14 protein-coding genes are annotated in these 14,773 nt (G+C 57.6%); 12 read left to right on the top strand and 2 right to left on the bottom strand.

Annotation, left to right across the window (positions count from 1 at the left end; genetic code table 11):
• Positions 1-4: 4 nt before the first annotated feature.
• The 12 genes from LA321_RS16450 (at position 5) to LA321_RS16395 (ending at position 10,416) form a co-directional block, all read left to right on the top strand.
• Positions 5-964: a beta-ketoacyl-ACP synthase III gene (locus LA321_RS16450; RefSeq protein WP_042069410.1), complete on the top strand. Its 960-nt coding sequence runs from the start codon at positions 5-7 to the stop codon at positions 962-964.
• Positions 965-1,035: 71 nt separating this feature from the next.
• Positions 1,036-1,971: an ACP S-malonyltransferase gene (gene fabD / locus LA321_RS16445; RefSeq protein WP_042069409.1), complete on the top strand. Its 936-nt coding sequence runs from the start codon at positions 1,036-1,038 to the stop codon at positions 1,969-1,971.
• 13 nt (positions 1,972-1,984) lie between these two features.
• Complete coding sequence (gene fabG / locus LA321_RS16440) at positions 1,985-2,719, top strand: 3-oxoacyl-ACP reductase FabG (protein WP_042069408.1); 735 nt, start codon at positions 1,985-1,987, stop codon at positions 2,717-2,719.
• A 157-nt stretch (positions 2,720-2,876) separates the two neighbouring features.
• A complete protein-coding gene (acpP, locus tag LA321_RS16435) occupies positions 2,877-3,113 on the top strand; it encodes an acyl carrier protein (protein ID WP_005300909.1) in 237 nt (78 codons plus the stop codon).
• An 82-nt stretch (positions 3,114-3,195) separates the two neighbouring features.
• Positions 3,196-4,437, top strand: coding sequence for a beta-ketoacyl-ACP synthase II (fabF, locus tag LA321_RS16430; protein WP_026457724.1), 1,242 nt, complete (start codon positions 3,196-3,198; stop codon positions 4,435-4,437).
• Between the two features lie 67 nt (positions 4,438-4,504).
• Complete coding sequence (gene pabC, locus LA321_RS16425) at positions 4,505-5,311, top strand: aminodeoxychorismate lyase (protein WP_042070014.1); 807 nt, start codon at positions 4,505-4,507, stop codon at positions 5,309-5,311.
• Positions 5,301-6,302, top strand: coding sequence for an endolytic transglycosylase MltG (gene mltG / locus LA321_RS16420; RefSeq protein ID WP_042069407.1), 1,002 nt, complete (start codon positions 5,301-5,303; stop codon positions 6,300-6,302). The genes pabC and mltG overlap by 11 nt, the downstream gene beginning before the upstream one ends.
• Positions 6,302-6,928 (top strand): dTMP kinase, encoded by a 627-nt coding sequence (gene tmk, locus LA321_RS16415; protein ID WP_042069406.1) that lies wholly within the window; start codon positions 6,302-6,304, stop codon positions 6,926-6,928. Before mltG ends, tmk begins: the two co-directional genes overlap by 1 nt.
• Positions 6,913-7,860 (top strand): DNA polymerase III subunit delta', encoded by a 948-nt coding sequence (gene holB / locus LA321_RS16410; RefSeq protein WP_042069405.1) that lies wholly within the window; start codon positions 6,913-6,915, stop codon positions 7,858-7,860. The genes tmk and holB overlap by 16 nt, the downstream gene beginning before the upstream one ends.
• Positions 7,861-7,881: 21 nt before the next feature.
• The gene (locus LA321_RS16405) at positions 7,882-8,661 is read left to right on the top strand and encodes a TatD family hydrolase (RefSeq protein WP_042069404.1); all 780 of its coding nucleotides are present in this window, start codon (positions 7,882-7,884) and stop codon (positions 8,659-8,661) included.
• Between the two features lie 285 nt (positions 8,662-8,946).
• The gene (locus LA321_RS16400) at positions 8,947-9,975 is read left to right on the top strand and encodes a site-specific integrase (RefSeq protein WP_156130438.1); all 1,029 of its coding nucleotides are present in this window, start codon (positions 8,947-8,949) and stop codon (positions 9,973-9,975) included.
• 180 nt (positions 9,976-10,155) lie between these two features.
• Positions 10,156-10,416, top strand: coding sequence for a RepB family protein (locus tag LA321_RS16395; protein WP_082043341.1), 261 nt, complete (start codon positions 10,156-10,158; stop codon positions 10,414-10,416).
• Positions 10,417-10,637: 221 nt separating this feature from the next.
• Here LA321_RS16395 and rsmF read toward each other — a convergent pair whose 3' ends face one another.
• Entirely contained in the window at positions 10,638-12,068 is a 1,431-nt protein-coding gene (gene rsmF, locus LA321_RS16390) for a 16S rRNA (cytosine(1407)-C(5))-methyltransferase RsmF (RefSeq protein ID WP_042069403.1), read from the bottom strand.
• Between the two features lie 142 nt (positions 12,069-12,210).
• The gene (locus LA321_RS16385; RefSeq protein ID WP_042069402.1) at positions 12,211-14,763 is read right to left on the bottom strand and encodes an MlaD family protein; all 2,553 of its coding nucleotides are present in this window, start codon (positions 14,761-14,763) and stop codon (positions 12,211-12,213) included.
• Positions 14,764-14,773 lie beyond the last annotated feature (10 nt).

Below are 14,773 nucleotides of genomic sequence, written 5' to 3'. Positions count from 1 at the left end.
CTCTATGCATAGCAAAATTCTGGGTACTGGCAGCTATCTGCCGAGTTCTGTGCGCACCAACGCCGATCTCGAGCAGATGGTTGAGACCAGTGATGAGTGGATCGTGGAACGCACCGGGATCCGTGAACGCCGCATCGCCGGCGCCGACGAAACGGTTGCGACTCTCTCCTACCTGGCCGCCTTGCGCGCCCTGGACGCGGCAGGTCTGACTGCCGCCGATCTCGACATGATAGTGCTGGCAACCACCAGTGCCGAAAACGCCTTTCCCGCGGCAGCGTGCGAGCTGCAGGGCCTGCTCGGCGTGCCGGGCATTCCCGCATTCGATGTAGCGGCCGCCTGCGCCGGTTTTACCTACGCGCTTTCCATTGCCGATCAATTCGTCAAATCCGGTGCCGCCCGCCATGTACTGGTGGTTGGGGCCGATGTGCTGTCCCGCATGTGCGATCCCGAAGATCGTGGCACCATCATCCTGTTCGGTGATGGGGCTGGGGCAGTGGTGATTGGTGCCAGCGAAACCCCCGGCATCCTCTCCACCCATCTGCATGCCGATGGTCGCTATGGCGACCTGCTCAAGTTGCCCCACCCCCGTCGTGGCATGCCGGGCGCCGAGCTTGAAGCCTACATGTATATGAAAGGCAACGATGTGTTCAAGGTCGCGGTGACGCGTTTGAGCGAGATCGTTACCGAGACGCTGGCTGCCGCTGGCGTTGAGCCGAGCGAGCTGGACTGGCTGGTTCCCCATCAGGCCAACTTCCGTATCATCAGCGCCACCGCCAAGAAGCTTGGCATGAGCCTCGACAAGGTGGTACTGACCCTCGACAAGCACGGCAACACCTCTGCTGCCTCCGTTCCCATCGCCTTCGATGAAGGGGTCAGGGACGGTCGCATCAAGCCGGGCCAACTGGTCTTGCTGGAAGCCTTCGGCGGCGGTTTTGCTTGGGGGTCGGCGCTGGTTCGCCTCTGATCTTCTGCGGGATGCTCTTGGTGACATCCCGTAACCGATTTCATTTTTGTCTTTGCTAAAAGGAATCAACGATGACCCAATTTGCCATTGCCTTCCCGGGACAGGGTTCCCAGTCTGTTGGCATGCTGGCCGAACTGGCCGAACAACACGCCGTGATCAAGGAAACCTTCGCTGAGGCGAGCCAGGTGCTGGGTTACGATCTGTTTGCCCTGGTGATGGACGGTCCGGCCGAAGAGCTGAACAAAACCTGGCGTACCCAGCCCGCGCTGCTGACCGCTTCTGTCGCGTTGTGGCGCCTGTGGCAACAGCAGGGTGGGGCAACCCCCGCCGTGATGGCAGGTCACAGTCTGGGCGAATATTCCGCCCTGGTGTGCAGTGGCGCGCTGGCCTTTACCGACGCGGTCAAACTGGTCGAGCTGCGTGGTCTGGCCATGCAGGAAGCCGTGCCGGAAGGCACCGGTGCCATGGCCGCCATCATCGGCCTGGACAACGACGCCATCGCCGCCAACTGCGAAAAAGCGGCAGAGGGGCAGGTGGTTTCTCCGGTCAACTTCAACTCTCCGGGTCAGGTGGTGATCGCCGGCCACAAGGAGGCCGTCGAGCGTGCCAACGTCCTGATGAAAGAGTCTGGTGCCAAACGTGCACTGCCACTGCCGGTCTCCGTGCCATCCCACTGCGCCCTGATGAAACCGGCCGCCGAAAAACTGGCCGCTGCGCTGGACGGGATCGAGATCAAGGTTCCGAGCATCGCGGTCATCAATAATGTCGACGTATCCTGCGAACAGGATCCGGTCGCCATCAAACAAGCCCTGGTGCGTCAGCTGTTCAGCCCGGTACGTTGGACCGAGACTGTCGAGCGGATGGCCAATGAGGGGATCACCCTCGAGATCGAGATGGGTCCGGGCAAGGTATTGACCGGGCTTGCCAAACGCATCGACAAGCGGGTGGAAGGTATCCACGCCAACGATGCCGCCTCTTTCGAGCAGGCGCTGGCCCAGTCCAAGTAAACAGGAGCAAGTAATGAGCTTTACCGATAAGGTTGTGTTGGTGACCGGTGCCAGTCGTGGCATCGGCCGTGCGATTGCTGAAACTTTTGCGGCCCGTGGCGCCAAGGTAGTCGGCACGGCGACCAGCGAAAGCGGCGCCGAGGCGATCAGCGCTTATCTGGGTGAACAGGGTTGCGGCATGGCACTGAACGTGACCAGCCAGGAATCCATCGAAGCCGTCTTTGCGGCCATCAAGGCGCGTTTTGGCGACATCGATATCCTGATCAACAACGCCGGGATCACCCGTGACAACTTGTTGATGCGGATGAAGGATGATGAGTGGAACGAGATCATCGACACCAATCTCACCTCCCTGTACCGTCTGAGCAAGCCGGTATTGCGTGCCATGATGAAAAAGCGCCATGGTCGCATCATCAGCATCGGTTCCGTTGTGGGAACCATGGGTAATGCCGGTCAGGTCAACTATGCCGCCGCCAAGGCCGGCCTGGTGGGCTTCACCAAATCATTGGCGCGGGAAGTGGCATCCCGTGGCATCACAGTGAACGCGGTTGCGCCCGGTTTCATCGAAACCGACATGACCCGTGCCCTGAATGAGGAGCAACGCGCAGGCATCATGAACCAGGTACCTGCCGCCCGTTTGGGTGATCCAAAAGAAATTGCCGCCGCTGTGGTATTCTTGGCATCTGATGATGCCGCCTATATCACTGGCGAAACCCTGCATGTTAATGGCGGGATGTACATGGTGTAATCAATTTGTCGTGAGATCTGTTCAAATTTGCGATAGTACGCCGAAGTTTGGCACATTTCGTGGTTTGACCAGCGGCAAGCTACTTGCAAACTCACGGCAATTGAATAAACTACCCCAACCAGACGCAATAGCGTATTTTTAAAGGAAAATTCAGGTCATGAGCAACATCGAAGAACGCGTAAAGAAAATCATCATCGAACAACTGGGTGTTAAAGAGGAAGACGTTAAGAACGCTGCCTCCTTCGTCGACGACCTGGGCGCTGACTCTTTGGATACCGTTGAACTGGTAATGGCGCTGGAAGAAGAATTCGATACCGAAATTCCTGATGAAGAAGCCGAGAAGATCACCACTGTTCAAGCGGCTATCGACTACATCACCGCTAATCAGGAATAATTTCCTGTTCTGAAGGAAGCGGCCCAAGGGCCGCTTCTTTTATATTTGTTCCCTTTCAAAATACCTCTCGGAGACTACCTCAGTGTCAAAACGCAGAGTCGTGGTGACCGGCTTGGGGATGCTTTCCCCGGTGGGCAACACTGCTGAATCCAGCTGGCAAGCCCTGCTCAACGGGCAGAGCGGCATTTCCCCCATCGAACACTTTGATGCCAGCGAGTTTGCAACCCGTTTCGCCGGCCAGGTCAAAGATTTTGATCCCGAGCAGTACGGTATCAACCGTAAAGAAGCTCGCAAGATGGATCTCTTCATTCAATACGGCGTGGCCGCCGGTATCCAGGCACTGGATGATTCTGGCCTTGTTATCAACGAAGAGAATGCCGAGCGTGTCGGCGTGGCCATCGGCTCCGGCATCGGTGGCCTGGGTCTGATTGAACAGAACCACAGCAGCCTGGTCAACGGTGGCCCACGCAAGTTGAGCCCCTTCTTCGTGCCGTCCACCATCATCAATATGGTGTCCGGTCATCTCTCTATCATGAAAGGCATGCAGGGCCCCAACATCGCCGTGACCACCGCCTGTACCACGGGCACTCACGCCATCGGCATGGCCGGTCGCATGATTGCCTATGGCGATGCGGACGTGATGGTCGCCGGTGGAGCCGAGAAGGCTTCCACCCCGATGGGGATGGGCGGCTTTGCCGCAGCCAAGGCGCTCTCCAACCGCAACGACGAACCGCAGAAGGCGAGCCGTCCGTGGGACAAGGATCGCGATGGTTTCGTGCTGGGTGACGGTGCCGGTGTACTGGTGCTGGAAGAGTACGAACATGCCAAGGCCCGTGGTGCCAAGATCTATGGCGAGCTGGTTGGCTTTGGCATGAGTGGCGATGCCTATCACATGACAGCGCCTCCCGCCGACGGCAATGGTGGTGCTCGCGCCATGAAGAACGCCATCAAGGATGCCGGGATCGCCCCCGAGCAGATCGGTTACATCAACGCGCACGGTACCTCCACTCCACTGGGCGATGTTGCAGAACTGCGTGGCATGAAAGAGGTATTTGGCGAGCATGCCAAGTCATTGATGATCAGTTCTACCAAGTCCATGACCGGTCACCTGCTGGGGGCAGCAGGCGCCATTGAGGCGATCATTACCGTGCTGGCCCTGCGTGATCAGATCGCGCCGCCGACCATCAACCTGGATAACCCGGATGAGGAGTGTGACCTGGATCTGGTTCCCCACGTGGCCAAGCCGGGGAACTTCGAGTACGCCCTCTCCAACTCCTTCGGTTTTGGCGGTACTAATGGTTCACTGATCTTCAAACGCGTATAATTTGCCGAAGGGCAATGACAGGGGCCCGATACTGCCGGTATCGGGCCTTTTTTATCGGAGGGATCCCTTGCTTATCAATGGAATGAATGTCGATGCAATCTCGGCCAAGGATCGTGGTCTTGCCTATGGAGATGGCCATTTCACTACCATGGCGGTCAGGAATGGTCGAGTGCTGGAGTGGCCTGCCCATCTGGCCAGGCTTCAGCAGGCTAACCTCCGTCTGGGGATCACAGACCCGGATTGGGAGCTGCTGGCAAAGGAACTCGATTCGCTCGTGGCCGAACAAGCAGAGTGTGTGGCCAAAGTTGTCCTGACACGTGGCGAAGGTGGACGTGGTTATGATGGCAGTGACTGCCGGCATCCCACCCGGATCCTCTCCCTTGCACCTTTCCCGCAACATTACAGCGAATGGCAACAAAGCGGGATCGAGATGCTGGTATGCCGGCAGCGGATTGGCGATGCTCCCATGCTGGCAGGTCTCAAGACCTTGAATAGACTGGAACAGGTTTTGCTTAAAAGCGAACTAGTCAGTCGCGGTGCAGTCGAAGGAGTAGTACTGAACAGCAGGGATTGTCTGGTGGAAGGGGTCAGTGCCAATCTGTTTTGGCGTCGGGGCAAGACGGTGTTCACGCCCGATCTGGCCCGTGGCGGTGTCGATGGCATCATGCGGCGCAAGATCATGATGATGTTGAAACAGATGAGTATTGAGTTGCGTGTGGTAGAGGCTCCGCTGGAGTCACTGCGACAAGCGGAAGAAGTGTGGCTCACCAACACCCTGATGGGTGTGGTGCCGGTCAACGGCATTGAAGAGTTTCGCTACCCCGCAGCAGTATTGAGTCGTCGTTTACAGGAGCGTTTGGTCATTGAAGTTTAATCGGCTTTACACCCTGCTCGCGGGGGCGGCCCTGACAGTGGTCGCCGCCGGGGGTTATGTACATTACAAGTGGCAACAAGTGGAGACCCTCACCAACAAGGGGCCGACCCGGCTCTTTACGGTGGAGAAAGGGGCCCATGCCGCTCGTCTGATCGCCGAATTGGGGGAGGGGGAAACCAGCCCCTGGGCGGTGCGGCTCTGGTTGCGGGGTCATCCCGAACTGGTCGCAATCAAATCAGGCACCTATGAGATCAAGGAAGGGGCCCCGCTCAAGGAGACCCTCTCCCTGTTTGCCTCGGGCAAGGAGTTTCATTTCAGTCTGACCTTTGTCGAAGGCTCCCGTTTTGAGGACTGGCAAAAGCAGCTCTCTAGCGCCCCTTATCTGGAGCGCCTGACGGTGGAGCAATCCGAGGACGAACTGGCCCGCGAGCTTGGCATTGAAAATGGCAAGCTGGAAGGGTGGTTCCTGCCGGAAACCTATGCCTATACCACCCATGCCAGCGATCTCTCCATCTTGCGGCGGGCGCATCAGGATATGGAAGCCTTCCTGCAACAGAGCTGGGAAAAACGTCAGGCCAACCTACCTTACAAAACCCCTTATGAAGCGCTGATCATGGCCTCGATCATCGAGAAGGAGACCGGCAAACCAGAGGAGCGGGCACAAATTGCCTCTGTCTTCGTCAACCGGTTGCGTCTTGGCATGAAGCTGCAGACCGATCCCACCGTGATCTACGGGGTGAAGGATCGCTACGATGGCAATATCCGCCGCAGCGATCTGACCGACAAGAACCCGTACAACACCTATGTGATCGACGGCTTGCCGCCCACCCCCATCGCCATGCCTGGCAAGGCCTCCATTGAGGCAGCCCTTAATCCCAAGTCGACCGATTATCTCTATTTTGTCGCCAAAGGGGGCGGTGCCCACCATTTTTCCAAGACCCTCGATGAACACAATCGGGCGGTTCGTGAATACATATTGAAGAAGTCCTAATGTCTAAATTTATCGTGATCGAAGGATTGGAAGGGGCAGGGAAGAGCTCCGCGGTGCGTTATGTCACCGATTATCTGCATAACCACGGCATCGACCGCATCGAGTGCACCCGCGAACCGGGTGGCACGCCGCTGGCCGAGCGGATGCGCAGCATCGTCAAGGAGGTGCACGACGAGCGGCTCACCATCGAGGCCGAGCTGCTGTTGATGTATGCCTCCCGGGTACAACTGGTGGAAACCCGCATCAAGCCGGCGCTGGCCGAGGGGATCTGGGTAGTGGGGGATCGCCACGATCTCTCCTCCCAGGCCTATCAGGGGGGCGGCCGCGGCATCGACGCCCACTTGATTGGTGCCATCAAGCAGGCGGTGCTCGGTGACTTCAAACCGGATCTGACTCTCTATCTCGATATCGATCCTGCCGTTGGTTTACAGCGGGCCCGTCATCGCGGTGAGCTGGATCGCATCGAGCTCGAACAGCTCTGTTTTTTTGAACGTACCCGCCACCGTTACCTTGAGCTCGCGGCCAAAGATGATTCCATTGTGGTGATCGATGCAGAGCAGACTCCGGATCAGGTAAAAGCCGCCATCGAAAGCGCGCTGGATACGCATTTATGTATCCCTGGTTGATCCCCGACTGGCAGGCCCTGAGCCAGACAGCCGCCAGTGGGCGGCTGGGCCATGCCTGGTTGTTGCTGGGCGATCCCGGTCTTGGCAAGGAGCAGCTGGCGGAACGCCTGGCCCTCCTTCACCTCTGTCAGCAACCGGATCGGGGAGAGCCCTGCGGTCATTGTCACTCCTGCCAACTGTTTGACAAGGGCAATCACCCGGATCTGGGTCAGCTATCCCGTGAGGGGAAAACCATCGGGGTCGAGGCCATTCGCGATATTTGCAACCGGCTGCAGGGGTCTGCCCAGCTGGGGCGTGGCAAGGTGGTGATCATTCCCGATGCGGAGCGGATGACGGAATCGGCGGCCAATGCGCTGCTGAAGACGCTGGAAGAGCCGGCTGGCGACAGCTTGCTGCTGCTCATTGCTTCCCAGGTTTCCCGATTGTTGCCCACCATATTGAGTCGTTGCCACAAGCATGTCTGTCAATTACCCGCTGAAGGGGAGACGGTTCGTTGGTTGGCGGAGCAGGGGCATCAGGCGACCCTGGCTCAGGTGCGGATTTGTCAGGGGGCACCGTTGCGGGTACTCGACTATATCGAGCAGCAACAGGATGGCGCCCGTCGCGAATTGTTGGAGCACTTCGTGGCCCTCGGCAAGGCGCCGAGCAAGGCAACCGTATTCTGCTCACAACTGGGTCAGGAGACACAGGTCCGCTTACACTGGTTGCAGCTCTTTATATGTGATGCTCTAAAAATCCAGGCTGGCTGTGGCCATCATCAATTGGCGATGCCGGATCTGGCGGCGCTCAGTGGACAGCTGGCCGAGCAACACTCCAGCGAAAAACTGCTCGACGCGGAGCAGCAGCTGCTCGCCCTCAAGGCTGCTTGTCAGCCGGGACAGCTTTCCAATCCCACCATCCATCTGATGAACTGGCTCAGCCGCTGGTTATAGATCTGAAAAGAAAGGTTGTTTATGTTACTCGTCGATTCCCACTGTCATCTTGACCGCCTCAGCTATGGCAGCAAGCAAACCGATATGGCAGATGTCCTGGCCAAGGCGGCGAAGCTGGATGTGGGATATTTTTTGTGTGTGAGCGTCACCCAGGCGCAGTTTCCAACCATGATGGCAGCGATTGCGCCTTATCCCCAGGTGTTTGCGTCCTGTGGGGTGCATCCGCTTAATCAAGAGCCGGGTGTCGATGCCGATCTCCTGTTGCGCCAGGCCGCCGATCCCCGTGTCGTTGCCATCGGTGAAACCGGGCTCGATTATTTTTATTCGCCGGAAAACAAGGCGGTGCAGCAAGCTTCGTTCCGTGAACATATCCGGGTAGCGCGCGCCCTGAACAAGCCACTCATCATCCATACCCGTGATGCCCAGGAAGATACGCTGCAGATCATGCGTGAAGAGGGGGCTGATCAGGTGGGCGGCGTGCTGCACTGTTTCACCGAATCCCTGGAAATGGCCGAAGCCGCCATGGCGATGGGGTTTTATATCTCCATATCGGGTATTGCGACCTTCAAGAATGCATCTGCCTTGCAAGCCGTGGTCAAAGCGCTGCCTCTGGAGCGACTGCTGGTCGAAACGGACTCACCCTATCTTGCCCCCGTGCCCCATCGGGGGAGGGAGAACGAACCCGCGTTTGTACGAGATGTTGCCCAGTTTATTGCAGATCTCCGTCAGATCCCCCTGGCCGAATTGGCAGAAGCCACTAGCCGGAATTTCTTCGAATTGTTCAAACTGGCCAAACCTTAGTCACAAAATGCCTCGCAAAAGCGGGGCATTTTCTTTAAACATCAGACTCCATGGCATTCACATTTTTCATGTGCTCCATACGTTATCTCTCACAAAAGATATTTCTTCATGCCAATGTTGCTGCTAAACGAGTTAACGAGTGTCTTAAAAAATAAAGGATTGCCCTCGGTGTTTACTTTATTAAATGAAGCCACTTAAGTATCGATAATATTCATTATCGATACTTGAAGGATCTTGAAGATCCTGTAAGATCTTTCGAAACTTCACATAGAATCATAGTGTTACGTGGCTTACCCTACTTTTTCAAACCCCGCACATCAGTCACTGCAAACCGTCTTTGATGCCCAGCTAAATAGCCGGGCCAGGCGATTTCTACGCAGTGCCAAGGCTGATTCCACACTCAATGCCTATCAGGCGGATACCCGCATCTTCGTATTCTGGTGCCAGTTGCATGGGCTTGATCCACTGCAAACAACCCATCACGACATCATGAACTTTCTGGCGGATCAGGCCGATGGGGTATTAGCCGACTGGGTATGGCTGGATAAGGAAGAGGGCAAGGGGGAGCTACGTAATGGCGAGCCGCGCAAGCCGGCTACTCTGGTGAGACGACTGGCTGGGATCCGCTATGCCTTCAAGCAAAAAGGCATTCACCCCATGCCAACCGAACATCCCGAAATCAAGGAGATGATGCGCGGCATAGTGCGGCTCGGTGACAACCGAAAGCGCAAAACTGGTGCCCTGACACTACAACCTCTGGCCAGAGTGCTGAGCGGGATCGATACCTCAACCTTGGCGGGCCTTCGTGACCATACCTTGTTGCTGCTGATGTTCAGTGGCGCATTGCGCCGATCGGAAGCGGCACGAATTGAAGTCTGCGACCTGGATTTTGTGGGGCAGGGGATAAGGCTTCGTCTCAAACCCAGCAAACATCAGCTGCACGAAACCGAAATAGCTTTGGTGCCTGGCAAGCAATATTGTCCGGTTCAGGGACTACAGCGCTGGTTGGAAAAAAGCCGTATCAAGGAGGGGGCACTGTTTCGCCGGATGAACCGCTGGGGGCAACTCACGGAGGAACCGCTCGGTCCGCAAGGCATCAACCTGATGATCAAGCGTCGTACTGGCCAGGCCATTGATGATCTCTATGTCAGTGGTCACAGTTTGCGCCGAGGCTTTATTACCTCGGCGGTGACCGCAGGCAAACCCATGAACAAGATCATCGAAGTGACTCGCCACAAAGACATGCGTACCTTGCAGGAGTACTTCGACGATGCAAACAAGTTCTCCGACCATGCGCTTGATGGATTGCTGTAATCATTACCGCGTCACTCACAATTTTATGTTAAATGATATCTCTTTGATCTGGTGGTATATTTATCGCGCTTATACAAGGCCCCCATTTCGAGCGGGGGAGCGGGGAGTTTCTCTTGTCCATACCTTGTCGGTATTGAAGGTGAGAGATAACAAGGTTGGTAATTAAAGTTTGTAGCACTTATGAGTCAGGAAACGAAAGAGAATTCGGCCCTCGATAATGCAGAGCGTCAGCGCCAACATGTGAAGCGCAAACAGGAAACCCATACCCGTCTGCAGTGTTGGATCAGCAATCGCCATGCCGCACGTTTGCATGAATTGGGTATTCATCTTGAAGACAGTCAGGCTTCCCTGATAGAGCAGGCGATCGATCTGCTTTATCAGCATGAGATCTTGTCATCGCCATCCCCGGTCGAGGAAACCTTGCTCGAACCTGTCGAGTAGCTGGGAAGGGGAAACATCAGATATAAAAAAAGCCAGGTACCAATTCCTTGTACCTGGCATAGGGGAATTGGCTCCTTGCAGAGCCGTGCGCTAACTGGTGTTCGGATTGCCTTAAGCTTAGACAATGAACCCGGCTTTTCAAGATCCGACGAAAAGTTCAACCGAAGTGTGGGTTTTCCAGACTCGAACAGAGGCGGAGCCCAACCCTTTCTAACCTGTGGTCATTCGGCAAACAGATTGGTATCTCGCACCAGCTCGCGGGGCAGGGCATTCTTGACCCGGCTGCCGACCCATTTCCCCATCCCCAGGGTATGTCCCTGGTAACGTACGATCACCTCGCCGGCGCCAGCCTCCTGCTCGGGCCAGACATCCCGTCCCATCATGAACTCCCGTGCATTTGTACTGTCGAGCTCGACAAATCCCCGGGTTGCCAGGTCACCATGGGCCAGGGCCCACTCGTGAGTGAGGCGATAGCCTTTTTTGAAGGTCTCTGCCAATTTGAAGCCAATGCGATCGAAGCGCAGCTTGCCCTGAACCTGTTCGAACAGCGCGGGGAAACACCAGATCTCGTCATTGCGGCCAAATAACTGTCCCTGCAGCGCCACGCCAAACGTGGTTGCGATGTCGTGCGCCATAGGGTCTGCCTCCTTGGCCGGCAGCGGCGAGAAGGGGAATTTGCCGAGTTTGCCCGGCTTGAACATGGTGTTGGGCACTGAGTGGTGCTTACGCAATCTGGCGACGAAAAAGCCTTCACTATCGAAGATTTGGGGCCAAACGTGCAGGTATCCTTCCCCTGTGCATACCTGCTCGGCCCCGGGGAAGAGGTTCGCCAACGAGTCAAAGCTCAAGGCATCGCCAAACTTGTCCAGCAGGGATTGGCAGATGGCCTGGTTTTCCTGCTGGCTCAATGTGCAGGTGGAGTAAACCAGCACACCGCCGGGCTTGAGGGCATGGAAGGCGCTCTCCAGCAAGCCGGCTTGCACCGCCGCGATCTCCTCGATGCTCTCCAGGCTCCAGTTGCGCAGGGCATCCTCGTCTTTGCGCACCGTTCCTTCGCCCGAGCAGGGGGCATCAAGCAAAATGGCGTCGAAGGTCTCCGGCAACCATTGGCCAAATACCTTGGCATCGAAATGGGTCATGCCCACATTGGTGACACCGCAGCGCTGGATATTGGCACTCAATACTTTGAGTCGACTGCTGGAGTACTCATTGGCAACCAGCATCCCCTGGTTGTTCATCAGCGCGGCGATCTGGGTGGTCTTGGAGCCGGGGGCGGCGGCAGCATCGAGCAACATGCCGTCGGTTTTGATCTGGTCGCTGGCAAAAAGCGCCGTCACCGGCAACATGGAGCTCGCCTCCTGGATATAGAAGAGACCGCTCAGATGTTCCGCCGTGTTGCCAAGAGGGACGGTTTCATCGGCCCGGGTCAGCCAGAAACCGGTGTCACACCAGGGCACGGCATCGAGTTGCCAGCCAAGGGGGGCCATTTTGGCCACAAAGTCAGACACGGAGATCTTCAGGGTATTGACCCGGATACTGCGCCGTAGCGGCCGCCGACAGCTGGCTACAAACTCCTCCATGGCGAGGTGAGCCGGCATGATGGCCGCGATATGACGTAAAAAATGATCGGGAAGGTAGGTATTGTCGTGCACGGCGCCGTCTCGTCAGACCTGAAAAAGGGGCGTATTTTACCACATGCCCAGTGAAATCCTGAACGCTGGTGCTGGGAAAAATAACAAGCCCGGCGCAGAGCCGGGCTTGTGGTCAAGGTTTGTGGTTAAAAAGAGGAGGTGATCAGAGTTGGATCCGGGGGCTCCACTCCAACCACTCTTTTTCCGCCTTGGCATAGAGCGGATAGCGGTGGCCTGCCTTGACGGTCGGCCCCATGTCCTGCTCCGGGGTGTTGAAGGCAATACCACCGGCCAGCAGGCTCTGCACCGTTTCCACCTCTATGGTGCCGCCGGTCAGACCGATGTCAGCCTTGACGCCGGAGACGTTCCAGAAGCGGGAGTGGGCTCGTACCAGATGGGCATACTCCTTGTTGACGTTCACATCGATCAGCACCTCGCTGCCATCACGGGCCAGAGCGACCCTGGTCACGCTACCGACCACCATCTTGCGAAACAGCAGGGGACTGCCGACGCTCAAGCCATTGACTGACGGGCTTTTGAGGGTCAAGGCCAGCCCCACGGGATCAGTCTGACTCAGCGGGAAACGTTCTTTACCTGCCCCTTTGCCGGGCAAGGCCTCCACGAAGGCGCCCTTGATCAGGGTATCGAGATGATTCACCCCCCCCAACCCCAGCTTGGCCTGTACCAGAGTGAAACGAGCCCCGGATTGCAGGAAGCGTTCGGCATACTGACCATCCAGCTGCGCCTTGAAGATCACCTGACCCAGCGCAGGTTCCAGTTCGATCTGTTCAATCTTGCCGATCTCGACACCGCGATAGCGGATCGGGCTGCCCACCCCAAGGCCTGGGTTGCTCTCGGCAACCAAGGTGAGTGGCCGCACCCTGGCGGTGGCCTGCTCCTTGCTGTCAAACAACTGATGGCTGCTGCGACCTGTGCCCAGCAGATCGAACTCGATGGCACCGCGCAGCAAAGTCGCGAGATTGCCGACCTTCACCTTGACGCCATCGACCCCGACCCTGGCATCGACCGCTGCCTTTTTCCAAAATTGCGGCTGTTTCGCCAGCAGGGGCGCATAGACACCGTCGATCTCGAGCGCTATTTCGACTCCTTCGTTGATGGCCCGCAACTGTGTGACCTTGCCTGCTTCCAGCCCCAGATAGTGCACGGGCGTGCCGATGCCGATGCCATCTGCCTGGGCGGCCTTGAGCAACCAGCGCTGCGGCTTGGCATCCTGGCTACCGAGCAGCGCCAGCTCCTGGCTGGGATAGAGGCGGTTGATCCGCTCACCACTGGCAGCCTGCACCAGCTTGATGCCGCCGCCGAGCCAGGCACTGGCCGGACTGGTTTCGACCTTGATGCCACTCAAGTCAGCAGCGATCTGCAACGGCGCCGCCCGGTAGAAGCGGGCGCGAGCCAGCAGGTGCTGGTACTCGGGCTGGATCATCAGCTCGACGCTGGCATTGCCTTGCTTGTCGAGGATGAGCTGGTTGATGCGGCCCACCTGCAACCCCTTGTACCAGATAGGTGCATCCTGATTGAGCCCGGCCAGATCGTCGGCCTGTAGGCTGATACGGGTCCCCGTCTGGGGGGCTCGGTCGGTGAGCGTCATCTGCTCGACCTGGTTGCCCGCTACATAGTCCAGACGAATCGCTGGGCCCGCCAGCAGGCGATCCGCATGCTTGACCCCGGTGGGGGAGAGCGCTGCACTCTCCCAGACCAGCTGGCTCTTGTCGGTGATCCGCCAGGCCTGCTCCGGGTTGATCAACGCGGTCACGTCCCGCCCCTTGTCGGTCAGGACAATCGGGTCGATGCGACCAATCTCGATCCCTTCGAAGAGAATGGGCATCCCCTCCTTGACTGGCAGGTCCCCCGCATTGATGGCGATGCGTGTCCCCCGGGCTGCTTCATTCAGTCCCTTGAAGAGGGTGAAGATTTGTCCCGCTTCAGCCTCAGGTGAGGTTTTTGGTGAATCAAAAGCGATGCCGCCGCTCAGGATGGAAGTCAGGCTGCCAGCCTCGACGTTGACGCCGGCCAGGCTGAAGGAGCCCTTGATGCCGCTGATGTTCCAAAAGCGGGTATCGGCCTTGATGAGGTGCTCGAAACGGGGCTCGATCACCAGATCCAGCAACACATTCTGGTTGTCCTGGCCGAGGCGGGTGTTGATGACGCTGCCCACCTCGATACCACGAAAATAGAGCTTGGAGCCAATGCCTACCGAGCCCAGCGAATCCGCGGTCAGGTGCAGCATGCGCCCCTGCGCCTGATAGCCCGGGGGAGGGCCTTCCAGAGCATCGAAGGTATCTTCAAACGGGTTGCTCTCGCGCCCCGGTTGCAAGTTGATGTAGTTGCCGGAGACCAGGGTATCTAGGCCCGAGATCTCGGTGAGGGACGCCTTCGGGCTCACCAGCCAGAAATCGGAGCCCTTGCGGATTAGCGAGCGGGCGCTGCTCTCTATCTTGGCCATGACTGCAATCTTGCGGCCATCTTCGGCCAGCTCCAGCTCCTGCACCACACCGACGGCAACCCCCTGATAGCGGATCTGGGTCTTGCCGGGCAGGATGCCGTTGCCCTGGGCAAAGTTGATCTGGATAAGCTGGCCCCGGCTCGCTATCTGCTGATAGAGAAAACCGCCCGCCAGCAGCAGGGCAATGAGGGGCAGCAACCAGACCGGCGATAACCAGCGACGTTTTTCAATGACGGGTTCAGCCCCGATCATAGTGACTCCT

Origin of the sequence: Aeromonas enteropelogenes (genome assembly GCF_020097295.1) — a bacterium.
Classification (GTDB): Bacteria; Pseudomonadota; Gammaproteobacteria; order Enterobacterales; family Aeromonadaceae; genus Aeromonas; species Aeromonas enteropelogenes.
Note: the sequence above shows the minus strand (reverse complement) of the source record. Positions and strands in the feature narration are given on the sequence as shown.

What these genes read in the sequence shown, in the direction of transcription:
- LA321_RS16405 (WP_042069404.1), top strand. Translation starts at nt 7,882, where the DNA reads ATGTTACTCGTCGATTCCCACTGTCATCTTGACCGCCTCAGCTATGGC.
- holB (WP_042069405.1), top strand. Translation starts at nt 6,913, where the DNA reads ATGTATCCCTGGTTGATCCCCGACTGGCAGGCCCTGAGCCAGACAGCC.
- tmk (WP_042069406.1), top strand. Translation starts at nt 6,302, where the DNA reads ATGTCTAAATTTATCGTGATCGAAGGATTGGAAGGGGCAGGGAAGAGC.
- acpP (WP_005300909.1), top strand. Translation starts at nt 2,877, where the DNA reads ATGAGCAACATCGAAGAACGCGTAAAGAAAATCATCATCGAACAACTG.
- fabD (WP_042069409.1), top strand. Translation starts at nt 1,036, where the DNA reads ATGACCCAATTTGCCATTGCCTTCCCGGGACAGGGTTCCCAGTCTGTT.
- LA321_RS16385 (WP_042069402.1), bottom strand. Translation starts at nt 14,763, where the DNA reads ATGATCGGGGCTGAACCCGTCATTGAAAAACGTCGCTGGTTATCGCCG.
- LA321_RS16450 (WP_042069410.1), top strand. Translation starts at nt 5, where the DNA reads ATGCATAGCAAAATTCTGGGTACTGGCAGCTATCTGCCGAGTTCTGTG.
- LA321_RS16395 (WP_082043341.1), top strand. Translation starts at nt 10,156, where the DNA reads ATGAGTCAGGAAACGAAAGAGAATTCGGCCCTCGATAATGCAGAGCGT.
- fabG (WP_042069408.1), top strand. Translation starts at nt 1,985, where the DNA reads ATGAGCTTTACCGATAAGGTTGTGTTGGTGACCGGTGCCAGTCGTGGC.